Genomic DNA, 14,517 nt, shown 5'->3' on the forward strand with positions numbered 1-14,517 from the left:
GAGACGCCGAAGTCCTGTGGTTTACTGACGCAATGGTTGACGCTCTGAGGCCGGTTCCGGCGAGCTCCTCCGGTGCCGGAGAGATCTTCCAGATCCTCCGCGATGGGGACGCCAGAACGAAAGCCGAGCTCGCCGCGCTGACCGGACTCGCCCGGTCCACCGTCGCGCTCCGCGTGGATGCGCTCCTCGCCGCCGACCTCCTCCGCCCCGCCGGCGAGGCGGCATCAACCGGCGGCCGCCCTCCCGCCCGCGTCGCCTTCAACCCGCGGGCCGGCCTGGTGCTGGCAGTCGATCTCGGGGCGACACATGCGACGGTCGCGGTCGCAGATCTGGCCGGTGTCATCCTCGACGCGCGCACCCGCACGATCGACATCGGGGACGGCCCGGAGACCCTGCTCGACACGATCCTCGCCGACGGGGCCGAACTGCTCGGCTCGACGGCCGACGGACTCCCCCTGGTCGGCGTCGGCATCGGTGTCCCCGGCCCGGTCGAGCACTCCACGGGGCGTCCCACGAATCCGCCGATCATGCCGGGGTGGGACCGCTTCGACATCCCCGCCTACGTGCAGAAGACCCTCGACGTACCGGTTCTGGTCGACAACGACGTCAACATCCTTGCCCTGGGCGAGCAGGCGACGAGCTGGCCCCACGTCGACGATCTGATCTTCGTCAAGGTGTCGACCGGGATCGGCGCGGGCATCATCGCGGGAGGCCAGCTGCAGCGCGGCGCCCAGGGCTCCGCCGGGGACATGGGCCATGTGCAGGTGCCGACGGGCGCGGGATCGACCCGCGAGCCGGGCGATGATCGCGACCTCGAGGCTCTCGCCAGCGGCTCGGCGCTCGCGATCGCCCTCCGTGACGAAGGACTCGACGCGCACAGCGCCTCGGACGTCGTCGAACTTGTTCGCGCGGGGAACGCCGCGGCCATCGAGGCCACCCGTCAAGCCGGGCGCGATGTCGGCGAGGTGCTCGCCACCGTCGTCAACCTCCTGAACCCCTCGATCATCGTGCTGGGCGGCAGCATCGCTCGGGCGGGAGAGCACCTGCTGGCGGGGGTACGCGAAGTCGTGTATCGACGGTCGATCCCGCTGGCCACCCAGCATCTCGCGATCGTGCAGTCCCAGGCGGGTGATCGCGCCGCCGTCCTCGGAGCGGCGATCATGGTCGCTCGAGAGGTGCTCTCCCCCGCGAGCGTGGACCGCTACGTGGCGGCGAAGGCGCGTTGATCGGCACCTCCGCCGCCACGATCGGCCGCTGTCAGAGCGTGGCCTCGAACGGGTCGAAGTCCGAGGCGAGCGAACCGACCTGATCCAGGGTGCTCTCGACCTCGATGAAGCTGCGCGACTCGGCGGCCTCCTCGATCGACAGGAGCGTGTCGAGCACGTGGTAGCCGAAGTCTCCGGTGGCGACGTGCGGACGGTCGGCGGCGATCGAGCGGGCCATGTCGAGCAGTCCCACTCCGCGTCCGGAGAGCACACCCTCCTGCGCGACGTCGATGATCTCCTGCTGCACGGGCTCCGGCGGGATGAACAGGCGCGTGAGCGGTCGGGTGATCGAGATCGCGCCGCCGAAGGTGTTCGGATCGGGGATCACGATGGTGCCCTCGGTGCCGGTGATCTCGACGATCCCCTGCCGGATGACGGGCGAGTCGGTGCTGTAGACGCTCTGCGCCTGACCGCCCTGCTCGAAGTCCATCAGCACGCTCAGCGTCGAGGGGATCTCGACGGGGAACTCCTGACCCGCCAGCTCGCCGACCTGCACGCGACGCGTCGGTGTGCCCTGCAGCCCGAGGGCCGCGACCGAGGCGACCGGGCCGAAGACGTGCACCAGGGCCGACACGTAGTAGGGACCCATGTCGAGCAGCGGGCCCGCGCCCTTGGCGTAGAGGAACGCGGGGTTGGGGTGGAAGATCTCCGGGCCGGACCATTGGAACGTGGTCTGGGCGAACAGCGGACGGCCGATGTCGCCGCGCGCGATCGCCCGCTTCGCCGTCTGCACGCCCGGTCCGAGGACGGTGTCGGGGGCGACGCCGACGCGGAGCCCGGCCGCATCCGCCTTCTCCAGCAGCCGACGGGACTCCTCACGGCTGACGCCGATCGGCTTCTCCGTCCAGACATGCTTGCCGGCCGCGATGATCGCCTCGGAGACCTCGACGTGCACGGCCGGGATCGTGAGGTTCACGACGATGTCGATCTCCGGGTCGTCGAGCACCGTGTCGACGCCACCCGCACGCGGGACGCCGTACTTCTCGGCTTGCGCCTTCGCGCGCTCCTCGAGCAGGTCGCCGATCGCGAGGACGCGGACGTCGGGGAACGTCGTGAGGTTCGACAGGTACTGATCGCTGATGTTCCCGGCGCCGATGATGCCGACGCCGACGGGGCCATCCCCGAGCGGACGGGTGCCGACCGCCATCAGCCGGCGACCTTCTCGTCGAGGTAGACGCGGCTGCGCTCGATGGCGTCGAACAGGTCTCCGTCGTAGTGGTCGAACTCGACGATCGCGAGCTCGAGGGCGGGAGCTGCGGCGATGGCCTCGACGAGCGGCACGGAACCGTCGCCCGCGGCCACCTGGTCGGCGGGCGGGTAGGCTCCTGCGAGCGCAGGGTCCAGCGTGCCGTCCTTGGCGTGCACGGCGATCACGCGGCTGCCCAGACGCTCGAGCAGCGCGACGGGATCCACACCGCCACGGGCCACCCAGTACAGGTCGACCTCGAGCACCACTCGGTCGTCGAGGAGGCCTGCGAGGATCTCGAGGCCCGTGACGCCGTCGAACACCGCCTCCAGCTCGTGCGCGTGGTTGTGGTAGCCGACGCGGACACCGACGGCGGCCCCGATCTCGGCGGCCTCGTTCAGCAGCCGTGCGGTCTCCTCGATCTGCGCGACCGACTCCCAGCGCGCAGGCTCGGTGTAGGGATCGATGACCGTGTCCATACCCAGCACCTTCGCGGCGGCGAAGACCTCGGCGGGCGACGGGACGGGCACGGTCGTGCCGCTGCCGTCGGGGTTCACGAACGACGGCGATGCCAGGAAAGCGTGCCCGGAGGGGGCGACCAGTCCTGCGGCGGTCAGCGCGGCGGCGAGAGGCTCGGCGCGGCGGACGAAGTCATAGGGCTCCACGGCCGTGAAGCCGCGGGCGGCCACCGCCGCGAGGGAGGATTCGAGGTCGGCCTCCAGCTCGTCCTTGATCGTGAACAGCTGCAGGGAAGTCCGAATCGTCATCGGTCGTGCTCCTTCGGTCATCGGTGACGTGGCGGGACAGCGGTCCCGTGCAGGCACGCTACCACCAAATACCTCCACACGGAAGTTTTGGTTCGCTAGACTCCTCCCATGCCCGCCGACACGTCCGCGCACGCCGAGCCGCCGCGCCAACGCGGTACCTACGCCAAGGGGATCGCTCGACGACAGGAGATCCTCGACCGTGCCATCGAGGTCTTCGCCGAGCGCGGTGCCGACCGCACCAGCCTCCGGGCGATCGCGCGCGAGGTGGGCGTCACCCATGCGGCCCTCACGCACTACTTCGGCTCGCTGGAAGAGCTCCTCGTCGCCGTCTATGAGGAGAGCACCGTGCCGGCGCGACAGCCCAGCTCCCCTGCGGAAGACGCCACGCCGGTGGAGATGATGATCGAGTCCGCCCGCATCAACCGCTCGATCCCCGGTCTCGTGCAGCTGTATTCGACGCTCGTCGCCACCGCCCTCGAAGAGGGGCACCCGGCAGCGCGCACGTTCGCCACCGGTCGATTCACCCGCCTCCGCGCCCGACTCGCCGACGTCGTTCGACACCAGCAGGACGAAGGGCGGATCCGCGACGATCTCGATCCCGACGCGGTCGCCGCCCTCGTCGTGGCCGCATCCGACGGACTGCAGACGCAGTGGCTGCTCGACGAGACCGCGCCTCAGCACGAGGCGCTCACCCTCCTCGACCGGCTGCTGCGACCCGCGTCCTGAGCGGCCCGCACGGATGGGTCGAGGCCACCGGCGATCGGGCTAGGCTCGAATCGTGACGCCCGTGCCGCAGTCCCCGTACGCCCGGGCACTCGGCGAGCGCATCGACGATCTGCACCCCCGACTGCGCGCCTACTTCGAGGCGATCCCGGATGGCGCCGTGGGCATCGGCGAGGGCGTGTTCCAGCGCGTCGGCACCCCGCGACGATGGCTGTGGCCGTTCCTGCGCCTTCTCGAACGCCGCGGTGTGGTCGCGGCCGGATGGGAGCGCGATGTGCCGTTCCGCGTGGAGAACCGCACGATCGCGTCCCGGGCCATCGGCGAACGCACTTTCCACTTCACGCGCGGGCCCTGGACCATGCGCGATGCGGCTGCGCTCACGCGGCACGGTCGAGTCGTCGACGAACTCGGTGAGCCCGGACTCCTCGCGGCCTGCTTCGACGTCGAGGTACGACAGGGGGCACTGCACCTCACCAGCCGCGCGGTCGGCCTGCGTCTCGGACGCTTCCGGGTGCGCATCCCCGGTCCGCTCGCGCCCGTGATCCGCCTCACCGAGCGCTTCGACGATGCCCTCGCCCGGCAGCGCATGGCGCTGACCGTCGACGCACCGCTCCTCGGCCGCGTGTATGAATACCGCGGCGACTTCACCTATCGCATCCGGCATTCCGAGAAGGAGCAGATCGCATGAGCGCAGGGCGGGTCGTCATCGGCGGATCCACAGGATTCTTGGGTCGCTTCCTCCTGCCGCGATTCCGCGCCGAGGGCCGGGAGGTCGTCACGATCTCCCGTTCGGGTGCCGACATCCGGTGGGGCGACCAGGTGGAGATCGACCGCGCCGTCGACGGCGCGGCCCTCGTGATCGGGCTCGCCGGCAAGAGTGTCAACTGCCGGTACACGCCGGAGAATCGCGCGGAGATCTTCCGCTCCCGCGTCGACACCACCGCCTCGCTGAGCACCGCGATCGCGCGGGCCTCGACGCCGCCGGCGCTCTGGGTGAACTCCTCGACGGCGACCATCTACCGCCACGCCGAAGACCGTCCGATGACCGAGTCGACCGGCGAGATCGGCACCGGCTTCTCGGTCGAGGTCGCCAAGGCGTGGGAGAAGGCGCTCTTCGCCGACGATCTTCCTTCCACCCGTCGCGTCGCCCTGCGCAGCACGATCGTCCTGGGCCACGGTGGCGTCCTCGGCCCGGTGAGAAACCTGGCTCGGTTCGGGCTCGGAGGGTCGCAGTACGACGGACGCTGGCCGGTCAGCGCAGCACGACGCGCCGCAGGCACCGGCCACTTCCCGGGTGCGCGTCGTGGTCACCAGCGATTCAGCTGGGTGCACATCGAAGACGTCGCCCGCATCATCGAGTTCCTCGAGCAGACGCCCTCCCTCGAAGGCCCCGTCAACGCCGCATCCCCGCACCCGGTCGACAACGCCGAGTTCATGGCGACGGTTCGCCGTGTTCTGGGCGTACGCGTCGGTGTGCCGATGCCGCGATGGATGCTGGAGCTCGGAGCGATCGGCATGCGCACCGAGACCGAGCTGATCCTGAAGAGCCGGTGGGTGCTGCCGGAGAAGCTCATAGCGGCGGGGTTCGAGTTCCGATACCCGACGCTCGAAGACGCGATCCGCGAGTCGTTCGACCGGTCACCGGACGTGGAAGCCCGACCGCCCAGGCGTTAGGAGCTCGCCGAGCCGGTGGACGCGTCGCCGTCGGTCCCGCGCTTCTTCTCGACCTCCTGGCGCAGTCGCCACTCCTCGATCTCTCGGTCGAGGTCGGCGATCTGCTGCTCGGTCGTCCGGTTGTCCCTCGGCGGCGCCGGACGCACATCGGTCGGCGCCGCGGGCCGTTCCGCTTTCCGCATCCGAGGCATCTGGATTCCGGAGTCGCCGTACTCTCGGCCGAGCCCGAACCACAGCAGCCCGCCGATCAGCGGCAGCAGGATCACGATGATGATCCACGCCAGCTTGGGCAGGAACTTCACGAGAGAGCTGTCTCGCGTGATGATGTCGATCAGCGCGCCGATCATCAGCGCGATGACGAGGAGCGAGAACAGGAACGACATGAGTTCAGGGTAGACGACGCCGAGACGGGATGCTCCGGCTACGGAAGCAGGTGCCCACCCGCGCGGAACAGCTCGTACCACTCGGGGCGGGTGAGCGCGATGTCGGCACCGACTGCCGCATCCTGCACGCGCTGCGGAGTGGTGGTGCCGAGCACGACCTGCATGCCGGCGGGGTGGCGGGTGATCCACGCGGTGGCGATGGCGATGGGCGTCACGTCGTAGGCGGCCGCGAGGCGGTCGATCACGGCATTCAGCTCGGCGTACGCGGGGTTGCCGAGGAACACCCCGTGGGAGAAGCCGTCCTGGAACGGCGACCAGGCCTGAATCGTGATGCCGTTGATGCGGCAGTACTCCACGATGCCGCCGCCGTCACGCACCACGCTCTGCTCGGTCGCCGCCATGTTGGCCGCGACCGGCTGCGCGATGATCGGCGCGTGCGTGATCGACAGCTGCAGCTGATTCGCGACCAACGGCTGTCGGACCGCCGTACGGAGAAGGTCGATCTGGCGTGGCGTGTGGTTGGAGACGCCGAACGCCTTCACCTTGCCGGCGCTCTCCAGGTCGTCGAACGCCCGGGCGACCTCCTCGGGCTCGACGAGCGCGTCGGGACGGTGGAGCAGGAGCACGTCGAGGCGGTCCGTGCGCAGAGCCGCGAGCGAACCCTCGACCTGCGCGACGATGTGCTCGTACGAGAAGTCGAACATCCCCATCGACGGCACGATGCCGCACTTCGTCTGGAGAACGATCTCGTCGCGCTCGGAAGAGGTGAGCTGCAGCGCATCGGCGAACCGCGCCTCGCAGTGATGCATGCTCCCGCCGTAGATGTCGGCGTGGTCGAAGAAGTCGATGCCTGCCGCACGGGCGGTTTCGTACAGCGTGCGGATGTGAGCGTCGTCCTTGTCGTCGATGCGCATCATGCCGGCGATCACGGCGGGGGCGGTGGCGGATCCGAACGACACTGTCTTCATGTTCACCACGCTACCGCCCGGCACCGACGCTGTCAGGAATCGTCGGTCGCCGCACCGGGGAGCAGAGCGGTGACCGGAACACCGAGGACCTCGGCGATGCGCACGAGATCGACGACGGTGAAGTCTTCCATGCCGTCGAGCAGGTTGCCCAGCGCGCCAGGCTCGATGCCCGAGCGGTCGGACAGCTCAGAGAAGGACACTCCGGCGTGGAACCGGGCCCCGTCGACTTCGGATGCGAGCAAATGACGCAATTCTGTCCCCATACGCCTACACTACCGCCACACACGGACACGCATGGGGGTCGAATGGGCCAGAATGGCAGCATTCTGGCGTCGGGGCGCTGCTATGGTGAGCCAGGTGAAGACACCTGCCGAGGAGTTCAACGACGCTGTCGGTCGACAGATGCGCGCGGAGATCGCCGCATCGCGGAGCAGCATCGCCGGGATGGCGCGCGGCATCGGGATCGCCCGCAGCGCGCTCGACAACTACGTGACGGGCAAGCGCGCGATCCCCGTTCCCGTCGTCTACGCGGTCTGCGCCAGCCTCGGCGTCGAACCCCACGTGCTGCTCGCTCGCGCCGAAGAGCGTCTGCGCGCAGACGGCGAGACCACTGCGCGCATCACGCCGATCCGACGCGCACCCGATGTCGTCGGCACACGCGAAGATACCCGAGAGGTCGCCTTCGAATCCGGCGTCCGGCACGACGCCGACACCGACGACCTCTACGAATAGACCGGGCCTCATCCCGGCGCGCGGGATCGCACGAGGAGGAGATCATGCAGCACCTGCTCCGCCTCGCCGATGAGCAGCGCGTGCGCGTGGTCGAGCGGCCCGGTCGCACGCGCGGCGGCTATGACCCCGCGACGCGCACGATCCGTCTGAGCCCCGGGATGAGCGCACGAACGACCCGCAGTGTGCTCGCCCACGAACTCGGACACGCCTGTCTGGGCCACTTCCCCGCGCCGACCCCTGCGATCCGCGCCCAGCAGGAGCGCCAGGCAGACGAGTGGGCGGCGAGTCGGCTCATCACTCCGCGCGCCTATGCCGAGGCCGAGGAGGTTCGCGGACCGCATCTCGCCAGCCTCGCGTTCGAGATGGATGTCACGATCGAGTTGGTCATGGCCTACCAGCGCCTGTTGCGTCAGGCGCTCCCCGTCGCTGGTTGAATATCGTCATGACCTTCCTCGTCGCCCCCTCCCCCGTCGCACTCACCGGCGAACTCGTCGAGCTCCGCCCCCTCGACATCGCGCACGTCGAGGGACTGATCGAGGCCGTGGAGGAGGGCGATCTGTGGAAGACGGCGTGGTACACGTCGGTCCCCACGCCCGACGGCGTGGCCGCAGAGGTCGAGCGACGCATCGGGCTGATCGAGAAGGGCGAGATGATCCCCTTCACCGCATTCGACGCCTCCGGTCGCATCCTGGGGCTCACGTCGTACTACGACATCGTCGCCGATGTGCCACGGCTGCACATCGGCTTCACCTGGAACCGGCCTTCGGCGCACGGCACCGGCACGAACGCCGAGTCGAAGCTGCTACTGCTCCGCCACGCCTTCGAGACCCTCGGGGTCTTCCGTGTCGGTCTCACGACGCAGTGGGTGAACTTCCAGTCGCGCACGGCCATCGAACGGCTCGGCGCCAAGCAGGACGGCGTGATGCGCGCCATGAGCCGTTACCGCAACGGCGCACTGCGCGACAGCGTGGAGTACTCGATCATCGAGCCGGAGTGGCCCGCAGTCCGGGCGAACCTCGAAGCGAGGCTCGCCCGACGACGGTGAGCGCGGTCAGGCGCGTCGTCCGGCGACGCGCAGACCGCCCTGGGTCACTCGGTGGCGTTGCCCGACCAGTTGTTCGACCGGCGGGTGGCCGAGCCGCCCTGGCGGAAGATGAAGGCCATGGCCAGGGTCACCAGCAGGAGGCCACCGCAGAACGCGAGCGCCTGGAACGCCGGCAGCCCGAAGGAGATGCCCATCAGCAGGATGCCTCCGATGAAGAGGATCATGAAGAAGAGGAAGCTGAGGATCACGGGATCTCCTGTCGTCGGTGCCGTCTACCAGGATAGCCCGGACTCGGAAACCCCCTGTGCACGTTCTTCATCGTCTGGTCTGCTCGGAGCATGAAGACACCACTCACCGCGGTCGCCATCTCCTGCACGCTGAAGCCGTCGCCCGCCTCCTCCAGTTCCGATCTCCTCGCGACCCAGCTGCTCGATGCCCTCGCCGACCACGGCGTCACCGGAGACCTCGTGCGCGCCGTCGACCTCTCCCTCAGCCCTGGAGTCGAGAAGGACATGGGCGGCGACGACGAGTGGCCGCAGATCCGTCGCCGCGTGCTGGACGCCGACATCCTCGTGTTCGTCACGCCCACGTGGATGGGACAGCACTCGAGCGTGGCGCAGCGTGTGCTCGAACGCCTCGATGCAGAGCTCGGCGAGACGGATGCGCGCGGACGCCCCACCCTGTTCGACAAGGTGGCCATCGCGGGCATCGTCGGCAACGAGGACGGAGCCCATCACATCGCCGCTATCCTTTTCCAGTCGCTGAACGACGTCGGCTTCACGGTCGCCGCGCAGGGTTCGGTCTACTGGAACGGCGAGGCGATGCACACCACCGACTACCAGGACCTCGACAAGACCCCGGAGAAGGTCGCTTCGGCGATCGGAACGGCGACGCGGAACGCTGCGCACCTGGCCCGGCTGCTCAAGGCACAGGAGTATCCGGCCGAGTGACCTCGGTCACGTGGTGAGGTCGAGGGCCCACTCGTTCACGGTCAGCTCAGCGCCGCGGAACTCCATCGTCAGCGACCCCGCCTGCGTGAACCCGTTGCGGCGGCAGACTCCGTTCGATGCCGGGTTCTCGACCCCCGGGAATGCCGTCAGGTACCGCCTCTCGCCCCGATGCGCACGAGCATCCTCGGCGAGCAGAGCGAGGGCGGTCGATGCCACCCCGCGCCCCTGCGCCTCGGGCCGGACGAACCATCCCGTCTCGAGCGCCGGCTCCTCCCGCCACACGACGTGCCAGTGGCCGATCGATCCGAGCGCTGCTCCTTCGTCGTCTTCGATGACGAACATCCGGGCCTCACCGGAGGCGACGAGGCGCAGATAGCGGGCGTGCCTCTCGAGGATCTCGTCGTCGGTCTCCGGTCCGTTGAGATGCGCGGTCATCTCCGGGGTGTTGGCCGCGTGCAGCAGCTCGAGGTCGTTCTCGGACCAGATTCGGAGTCGGAGGGCTTCCATGCCGAGATCATGGCACGCGCCTGCGACATCCGGTCAGTGCGCGGGTGCGCGCGACGCGGATTCTGACGGCCCTCGGAACGTGATGACCTCTCCCCTGCGCGCTTTCTCGACCGTGAGTCCTGCCCGCTCGAGTCGTCGATAGACCCGTCGCGGCAGGGCGGGGAGCTCGGCGGAGGAGCCACGGGGCGGCTTGGCGAGCCCGGCGAACAGCGACAGATCGGATCCGGCGCCGCGCACCTCGATGCGCGCATAGTCGCTACGGCACCGCCAGCGCAGGAACTCGAGCTCTCGGAAGGGGATCCTGTGCATCACGGCGTCCACCTGCACGCGCAGCTCGTCGTTCCCGAATGCGACCGTGCACTGCGCCGTGCGTCGACGCAGGATCGCCGTGAACACGAGATACACCGGAAGTCCGACCACGATTCCCATGAGGACGATCGCGATCCGAGGGCCCATCCGCATCACGATGTCGTCGAGTGCGATCAGCAGGACGACGCCGAACAGCCCGACGACCACGACGATCGCGACGATCGCCTGGGTGAGGGTGCGCAGCCGGAGCTCGATGGCGGGGAAGCGCACGATCGACCCGTCGCCGCTCTCCTCCCGCTCCCACTCCGGCGTCACCGGCAGCGGCTTCTTCTTCGCGTCCCGACGCGCGAAGAAGTCGGTGACACGACCGATGAGCGCGAGCCAGATCCACCCGGCGGCCGGTATCGCCGCGAGCTGCAGGACCACCGCGACGCCACGCACCGCCTCGGGGAACGGATCGAGCAGATCGCCCCCGAACTCCACGACGAACGCGACGAGCGCGCCGAGCACGATGGCGACGCCGAGATGCAGGATCGCCCCGTTGCGCGCCGGCACCATTGCCTGCGTCGCATTCACGAACGCGAACCCGAAGCACCAACCTCCGACCAGCATGAGCAGGAACGGGAAGAAGCTCAGGTCATCGCCCAGCAGCGTGAACGCGATGGCCGCGAGCAACAGCACGGCGCCCACGATGAGGGGATTGCGCACGAGCGTGCGCGTCACCTTCACACGCACGCGCGCTTCAGCGGCTGTCTCCTCGGTCATCGAGACGATGCTATGACGCAGGCAGGGCGGCGGCGCGCCCCCGCCAGTAGTCGATCTCGGATTTCGTGGCGTGGTGGCTGAGAGGATCGACCTGCCGATCCGCCGCGCCGAGCCAGCTCTCCGCTGCGGCACGGTCGCCGTCGATGCAGGCGAGCGCTCCGAGCAGGACACCCGATTGCGCGGGCCTCCTGCGCCAGGACACGGAGTAGTCCGTGTCCTGGAACCTCGGATCCCCGCGGTCGACGACCGGCGGCAGGCCCACCCCGTGCAGCAGCAGCTCGAAGAGCGCGGTGCGGCCGCCACAGCGCTGCAGGAACGGGACGATCTCCGTGCGCACGCGCTCGGCGAGCACGTCGAGCACGTCGTCGTCGGCGAACCATCCGGTGTCGGACACGAGCAGGTCGAGTTCGAAGGGCTTCACCCGCTTCGGATCCCGCTGCGTCGCCGGGCCGCCTTCGGGATGCAGGCCTTCGAACAGCACCCCGTACTGCACGCTCATGTACAGATCGCTGGAGTAGAAATCGACGAGCTCCACGCGTGCATCCACCCACCGGCGCCAGGTGCGACCCGATTTGCGGAAGCCCAGCTCGCGCATCTTGCCGTTCACATGTTCCTCCAGCATGCGGTCGACCTCTCCGCGCAGGAGCTTCGGGATGGGGCTCGCCTTCGCCCGCACGGCGGCGGCCTTCTGCTTCTTGAGGTCGGCGTCGCGCTTCTCCGCGCGTGCGACCGCCTCGGACCCGAGCGCCGCGCCGATGCGCTTCAGCAGGTCGCGGCGGGAGATGTCGTCGAGGAGAGTTTCCAGTTCGGCCACGTCACTGTCGGCGCCGCGCTGCGCGAGTGTGTCCACGGCCGCGCTGGCCACGCGAAGGGCCAGGGACTCCGTAGAGGGAGGACGGGTCTCCGCGCCCTGCCGCACCAGGGCGCCCAGCACCTCCGAGGGAGCCTCGGTCACGTCCATCGAGCGTGACGCGATCACGGCAGCGCGCACCAGGTCTTCATTCGAGGGTGCGTAGAGATGTCCGTCTTCGGCGACCCCGGTGTCGCGTGCCGCGCCGACCCACTCCCCGATGAGAACGCGGGCGGCCCCGGGGCGCAGCACCTCCTGCAGCTGTCGCTGCCAGGTCTGGGACGGTGCCTTGTGACCGAGCAAAGCAAGGTGGCGGATCAGCGGCTCGACGTCGTCGACCGGGTGCGCGCGCGCCAGCTGCCGCGCCCGTTCCGCCCACTCGTCACCGTCCTGGACGGCCGTCAGGTCGAGGACTCCGGGTGGGAGGAAAGAGGCCAGCAGCCGGTCCGCGAACTTGCGATCGTGGTCTACCTTCCACCGACCACCGAGTCGACCGGTCGTGAGCCCCGAGAGATGATCGAGGCAGGCGTCGAGTGCCTCGTACAGGGCGGTATCGACGTGACCGTCAGCCATCGCCTTCTCCGCGCCCCGCAGAGCCGGTCCGCAGATGTAGGTCATGCAGTCGACCTTCAACGCGGCCTGCAGCGCGAACACGGCCGTGTCGGAGTCCCAGGGCAGATTCTTCCGCGGCAGAAAGCGCACGATCTCGTCTTCCACTGACCGGAACGGCCATCCGTTCACACGCCTGGGGCTGACGTCCATGACGAGCAGCAGCGCCACGAGCTGACCACGAGGTGACAGCGTCGTGACGTCGACCCCCTCGGGCCAGTCGTTCATGCCGACGCCGACGCGGTCGAGGGTCGCCTCCATCTCGTGGAGGAGCATCTCGCGCGTCAGGGGCATGGCTCTCCAGGGCGACTTCGGTGCGTGCGCATTCCCGAATTCTATGGGTGGCCGATGACATCGCCGCGTCCGGGCGCGAGCGTGCCTGTATTCACTCGGATCTCCTCTCGGACACCCACCCACTCAGGCGGCGCAGATGCCGATGCGGTCAGCTCGAGGCGGGTGTAGGTTGCGGAGATGGAGCCGATCCGAGTGGGCCTCGTGGCCGACCCGGCTTCGCCCACGGCCGTCGCGCGTCGGATGACCGACCTCAGCCCGCCGGTTGCCACCGAGGCCGACGGTTGGATCGTCGAACTCGTGAGCGAGCCGTTCACACTCGGTTCTGAAGACGTGGATGTCGCCCTCGAACGGCTTCGAGCGTACGCCGAGCAGAACCGGTGGGATCTCGTCGTCGGCGTCACTGAGCTTCCGCTTCGCGACGACGACGGCCGCTACCTGCTGGCGGCGATCGATCCTCGACGCCAGTCCGCCGTGTTGTCCCTGCCCGCCCTGGGCGGCTACCGGGTGCAGACCCGCGCCCGCCACGCGGTGCGAGGGCTCGTCAGCGGAATGGCCGAACCCGCCTCGTCCGACGAGCAGCGCCTGCCGCTTCCCCGCCTCAGCGCCCGGGGACGCGTGCTTCTGGGCATGGTGCTGGCGAACCGCCCATGGCTTCTCGCTGCCGGCCTCAAGTCCGCTCTGGTCGCGGCCCTGGCGACCGGCGCGGTGGCGACGATCGAGCCGACGGTGTGGTCGCTCGCCATCTCGCTGTCGGGTTGGCGCCTGGCGGCCGCGACGTTGGCCTCCATCGCGATCATCATCGCCTGGATAGTGATCGACGGTCGACTCTGGGACCGCCCCGACGACGACGACTCGGCACAGGCACGAGAGAGATCCCGTCTCTACAACACTTCGACGCTGCTGACTCTGACCATCGGCATCATCATCTGCTATCTGGCGTTGTACGTAGTGAACCTGGCCTGGGCGCTGTTCGTCCTCGACACGACGGTGATGAGCGAAGCCCTCGGCCGTGCCGTCGGCGTCGAGGATCTGTTCGTGCTCACCTGGTTCGTCGCGTCGGCCGCGACACTCGGCGGGGCTTTGGGGACGGGGTTGGAATCCGACGATGCGATCCGCGCCGCCACGTACTCGAAGCGCGAGGAGGAGCGACGAGCCCGCTTGGCCCACGAGAAGAGCCGCGGAATCGAGTGATTCCGCGGCTCTTCCATACGGTAGACCTTCGCTTGTGCACGAAGTTCAGAGAGTCTCAAAGACCTCTTGTGCTGCGTCGACGCACTTGGCGCAGGCCTGCCGCAGTTGGCTCGTGTCCTGCCTGAAGTCGAGCTATTCGTGCAACGCGTGCTCGGCCACGCCTCCGCGGCCATGACGCTCGATGTCTACGCCGACCTGTTCGACGACGACCTCGAAACTCTGGCCCGCGCGATGAGCGCTGCTCGTAAGGCGGCCGTCTCGTAAGGAATGTGGGCAAAACGTGGGCACACACAAAAGGC

The 14,517-nt window shown here is 68.8% G+C and carries 18 protein-coding genes and 1 pseudogene; 10 read left to right on the forward strand and 9 right to left on the reverse strand.

What is annotated here, in order from left to right; all coding sequences use genetic code 11:
* Window positions 1-32 precede the first annotated feature (32 nt).
* A complete protein-coding gene (locus ACFVWL_RS01130; protein WP_387177530.1) occupies window positions 33-1,226 on the forward strand; it encodes an ROK family protein in 1,194 nt (397 codons plus the stop codon).
* A 31-nt stretch (window positions 1,227-1,257) separates the two neighbouring features.
* Here the strand turns inward: ACFVWL_RS01130 and ACFVWL_RS01135 are convergent, their stop codons facing one another.
* Window positions 1,258-2,412, reverse strand: coding sequence for a Gfo/Idh/MocA family protein (locus ACFVWL_RS01135; RefSeq protein ID WP_387177532.1), 1,155 nt, complete (start codon window positions 2,410-2,412; stop codon window positions 1,258-1,260).
* Window positions 2,412-3,218, reverse strand: a complete 807-nt coding sequence (locus tag ACFVWL_RS01140; protein WP_387177533.1) for a sugar phosphate isomerase/epimerase family protein — start codon at window positions 3,216-3,218, stop codon at window positions 2,412-2,414. The genes ACFVWL_RS01135 and ACFVWL_RS01140 overlap by 1 nt, the downstream gene beginning before the upstream one ends.
* Window positions 3,219-3,326: 108 nt before the next feature.
* Between ACFVWL_RS01140 and ACFVWL_RS01145 the strand changes: the two genes are divergently transcribed.
* Genes ACFVWL_RS01145 through ACFVWL_RS01155 form a run of 3 tightly spaced genes read left to right on the forward strand, consistent with a single transcriptional unit; the run spans window position 3,327 to window position 5,615 of the window.
* Window positions 3,327-3,944: a TetR/AcrR family transcriptional regulator gene (locus ACFVWL_RS01145; RefSeq protein ID WP_387177535.1), complete on the forward strand. Its 618-nt coding sequence runs from the start codon at window positions 3,327-3,329 to the stop codon at window positions 3,942-3,944.
* A 52-nt stretch (window positions 3,945-3,996) separates the two neighbouring features.
* Window positions 3,997-4,629 carry a DUF4166 domain-containing protein gene (locus tag ACFVWL_RS01150; protein WP_387177537.1) on the forward strand — a complete coding sequence of 211 codons (633 nt, stop codon included), beginning with the start codon at window positions 3,997-3,999 and terminating at the stop codon, window positions 4,627-4,629.
* Window positions 4,626-5,615, forward strand: a complete 990-nt coding sequence (locus tag ACFVWL_RS01155; RefSeq protein WP_387177539.1) for an epimerase — start codon at window positions 4,626-4,628, stop codon at window positions 5,613-5,615. The genes ACFVWL_RS01150 and ACFVWL_RS01155 overlap by 4 nt, the downstream gene beginning before the upstream one ends.
* On the opposite strand, the gene ACFVWL_RS01160 is transcribed toward ACFVWL_RS01155, so the two are convergent.
* From ACFVWL_RS01160 to ACFVWL_RS01170, 3 genes are read right to left on the reverse strand one after another with little or no spacing between them, the layout of a single operon-like run.
* Window positions 5,612-5,998 carry a PLDc N-terminal domain-containing protein gene (locus ACFVWL_RS01160; RefSeq protein ID WP_387177541.1) on the reverse strand — a complete coding sequence of 129 codons (387 nt, stop codon included), beginning with the start codon at window positions 5,996-5,998 and terminating at the stop codon, window positions 5,612-5,614. The genes ACFVWL_RS01155 and ACFVWL_RS01160 overlap by 4 nt on opposite strands.
* A gap of 38 nt (window positions 5,999-6,036) precedes the next feature.
* A complete protein-coding gene (locus ACFVWL_RS01165; RefSeq protein ID WP_387177543.1) occupies window positions 6,037-6,966 on the reverse strand; it encodes an aldo/keto reductase family oxidoreductase in 930 nt (309 codons plus the stop codon).
* 32 nt (window positions 6,967-6,998) lie between these two features.
* A complete protein-coding gene (locus ACFVWL_RS01170) occupies window positions 6,999-7,229 on the reverse strand; it encodes a helix-turn-helix domain-containing protein (protein WP_387177545.1) in 231 nt (76 codons plus the stop codon).
* A gap of 94 nt (window positions 7,230-7,323) precedes the next feature.
* On the opposite strand from ACFVWL_RS01170, the gene ACFVWL_RS01175 reads away from it, so the two are divergent.
* The 3 genes from ACFVWL_RS01175 to ACFVWL_RS01185 are packed head-to-tail and all read left to right on the forward strand — an operon-like array spanning window position 7,324 to window position 8,743.
* Complete coding sequence (locus tag ACFVWL_RS01175; protein WP_387177547.1) at window positions 7,324-7,698, forward strand: helix-turn-helix domain-containing protein; 375 nt, start codon at window positions 7,324-7,326, stop codon at window positions 7,696-7,698.
* Complete coding sequence (locus ACFVWL_RS01180) at window positions 7,695-8,132, forward strand: zinc metallopeptidase (RefSeq protein WP_387180892.1); 438 nt, start codon at window positions 7,695-7,697, stop codon at window positions 8,130-8,132. Before ACFVWL_RS01175 ends, ACFVWL_RS01180 begins: the two co-directional genes overlap by 4 nt.
* A gap of 8 nt (window positions 8,133-8,140) precedes the next feature.
* Window positions 8,141-8,743 carry a GNAT family N-acetyltransferase gene (locus ACFVWL_RS01185; protein WP_387177549.1) on the forward strand — a complete coding sequence of 201 codons (603 nt, stop codon included), beginning with the start codon at window positions 8,141-8,143 and terminating at the stop codon, window positions 8,741-8,743.
* A gap of 44 nt (window positions 8,744-8,787) precedes the next feature.
* Here the strand turns inward: ACFVWL_RS01185 and ACFVWL_RS01190 are convergent, their stop codons facing one another.
* Window positions 8,788-8,991 carry a hypothetical protein gene (locus tag ACFVWL_RS01190; protein ID WP_136024181.1) on the reverse strand — a complete coding sequence of 68 codons (204 nt, stop codon included), beginning with the start codon at window positions 8,989-8,991 and terminating at the stop codon, window positions 8,788-8,790.
* Window positions 8,992-9,081: 90 nt separating this feature from the next.
* Here ACFVWL_RS01190 and ACFVWL_RS01195 point away from each other — a divergent pair, with 90 nt between their 5' ends.
* A complete protein-coding gene (locus ACFVWL_RS01195; protein ID WP_387177553.1) occupies window positions 9,082-9,693 on the forward strand; it encodes a flavodoxin family protein in 612 nt (203 codons plus the stop codon).
* Between the two features lie 6 nt (window positions 9,694-9,699).
* On the opposite strand, the gene ACFVWL_RS01200 is transcribed toward ACFVWL_RS01195, so the two are convergent.
* From ACFVWL_RS01200 to ACFVWL_RS01210, 3 genes are read right to left on the reverse strand one after another with little or no spacing between them, the layout of a single operon-like run.
* A complete protein-coding gene (locus ACFVWL_RS01200) occupies window positions 9,700-10,200 on the reverse strand; it encodes a GNAT family N-acetyltransferase (protein ID WP_387177555.1) in 501 nt (166 codons plus the stop codon).
* A 33-nt stretch (window positions 10,201-10,233) separates the two neighbouring features.
* Window positions 10,234-11,274, reverse strand: coding sequence for a hypothetical protein (locus ACFVWL_RS01205; protein WP_387177557.1), 1,041 nt, complete (start codon window positions 11,272-11,274; stop codon window positions 10,234-10,236).
* Between the two features lie 10 nt (window positions 11,275-11,284).
* Window positions 11,285-13,027, reverse strand: coding sequence for a DUF4304 domain-containing protein (locus tag ACFVWL_RS01210; RefSeq protein WP_387177558.1), 1,743 nt, complete (start codon window positions 13,025-13,027; stop codon window positions 11,285-11,287).
* Window positions 13,028-13,204: 177 nt separating this feature from the next.
* On the opposite strand from ACFVWL_RS01210, the gene ACFVWL_RS01215 reads away from it, so the two are divergent.
* Window positions 13,205-14,218 carry a hypothetical protein gene (locus tag ACFVWL_RS01215; RefSeq protein WP_387177560.1) on the forward strand — a complete coding sequence of 338 codons (1,014 nt, stop codon included), beginning with the start codon at window positions 13,205-13,207 and terminating at the stop codon, window positions 14,216-14,218.
* Between the two features lie 138 nt (window positions 14,219-14,356).
* Window positions 14,357-14,482: pseudogene (locus ACFVWL_RS01220) on the forward strand (site-specific integrase); the annotation flags it as partial.
* Window positions 14,483-14,517 lie beyond the last annotated feature (35 nt).

Source organism: Microbacterium sp. NPDC058269, assembly GCF_042881445.1.
In the GTDB taxonomy this organism is placed as follows: Bacteria; Actinomycetota; Actinomycetes; order Actinomycetales; family Microbacteriaceae; genus Microbacterium.

Bases quoted from the DNA above. Each gene is read 5' to 3' on its own strand.
- ACFVWL_RS01130 (WP_387177530.1), top strand. From the start codon at position 33: ATGGTTGACGCTCTGAGGCCGGTTCCGGCGAGCTCCTCCGGTGCCGGA.
- ACFVWL_RS01135 (WP_387177532.1), bottom strand. From the start codon at position 2,412: ATGGCGGTCGGCACCCGTCCGCTCGGGGATGGCCCCGTCGGCGTCGGC.
- ACFVWL_RS01140 (WP_387177533.1), bottom strand. From the start codon at position 3,218: ATGACGATTCGGACTTCCCTGCAGCTGTTCACGATCAAGGACGAGCTG.
- ACFVWL_RS01145 (WP_387177535.1), top strand. From the start codon at position 3,327: ATGCCCGCCGACACGTCCGCGCACGCCGAGCCGCCGCGCCAACGCGGT.
- ACFVWL_RS01155 (WP_387177539.1), top strand. From the start codon at position 4,626: ATGAGCGCAGGGCGGGTCGTCATCGGCGGATCCACAGGATTCTTGGGT.
- ACFVWL_RS01160 (WP_387177541.1), bottom strand. From the start codon at position 5,998: ATGTCGTTCCTGTTCTCGCTCCTCGTCATCGCGCTGATGATCGGCGCG.
- ACFVWL_RS01165 (WP_387177543.1), bottom strand. From the start codon at position 6,966: ATGAAGACAGTGTCGTTCGGATCCGCCACCGCCCCCGCCGTGATCGCC.
- ACFVWL_RS01170 (WP_387177545.1), bottom strand. From the start codon at position 7,229: ATGGGGACAGAATTGCGTCATTTGCTCGCATCCGAAGTCGACGGGGCC.
- ACFVWL_RS01185 (WP_387177549.1), top strand. From the start codon at position 8,141: ATGACCTTCCTCGTCGCCCCCTCCCCCGTCGCACTCACCGGCGAACTC.
- ACFVWL_RS01195 (WP_387177553.1), top strand. From the start codon at position 9,082: ATGAAGACACCACTCACCGCGGTCGCCATCTCCTGCACGCTGAAGCCG.
- ACFVWL_RS01200 (WP_387177555.1), bottom strand. From the start codon at position 10,200: ATGGAAGCCCTCCGACTCCGAATCTGGTCCGAGAACGACCTCGAGCTG.
- ACFVWL_RS01205 (WP_387177557.1), bottom strand. From the start codon at position 11,274: ATGACCGAGGAGACAGCCGCTGAAGCGCGCGTGCGTGTGAAGGTGACG.
- ACFVWL_RS01210 (WP_387177558.1), bottom strand. From the start codon at position 13,027: ATGCCCCTGACGCGCGAGATGCTCCTCCACGAGATGGAGGCGACCCTC.
- ACFVWL_RS01215 (WP_387177560.1), top strand. From the start codon at position 13,205: ATGGAGCCGATCCGAGTGGGCCTCGTGGCCGACCCGGCTTCGCCCACG.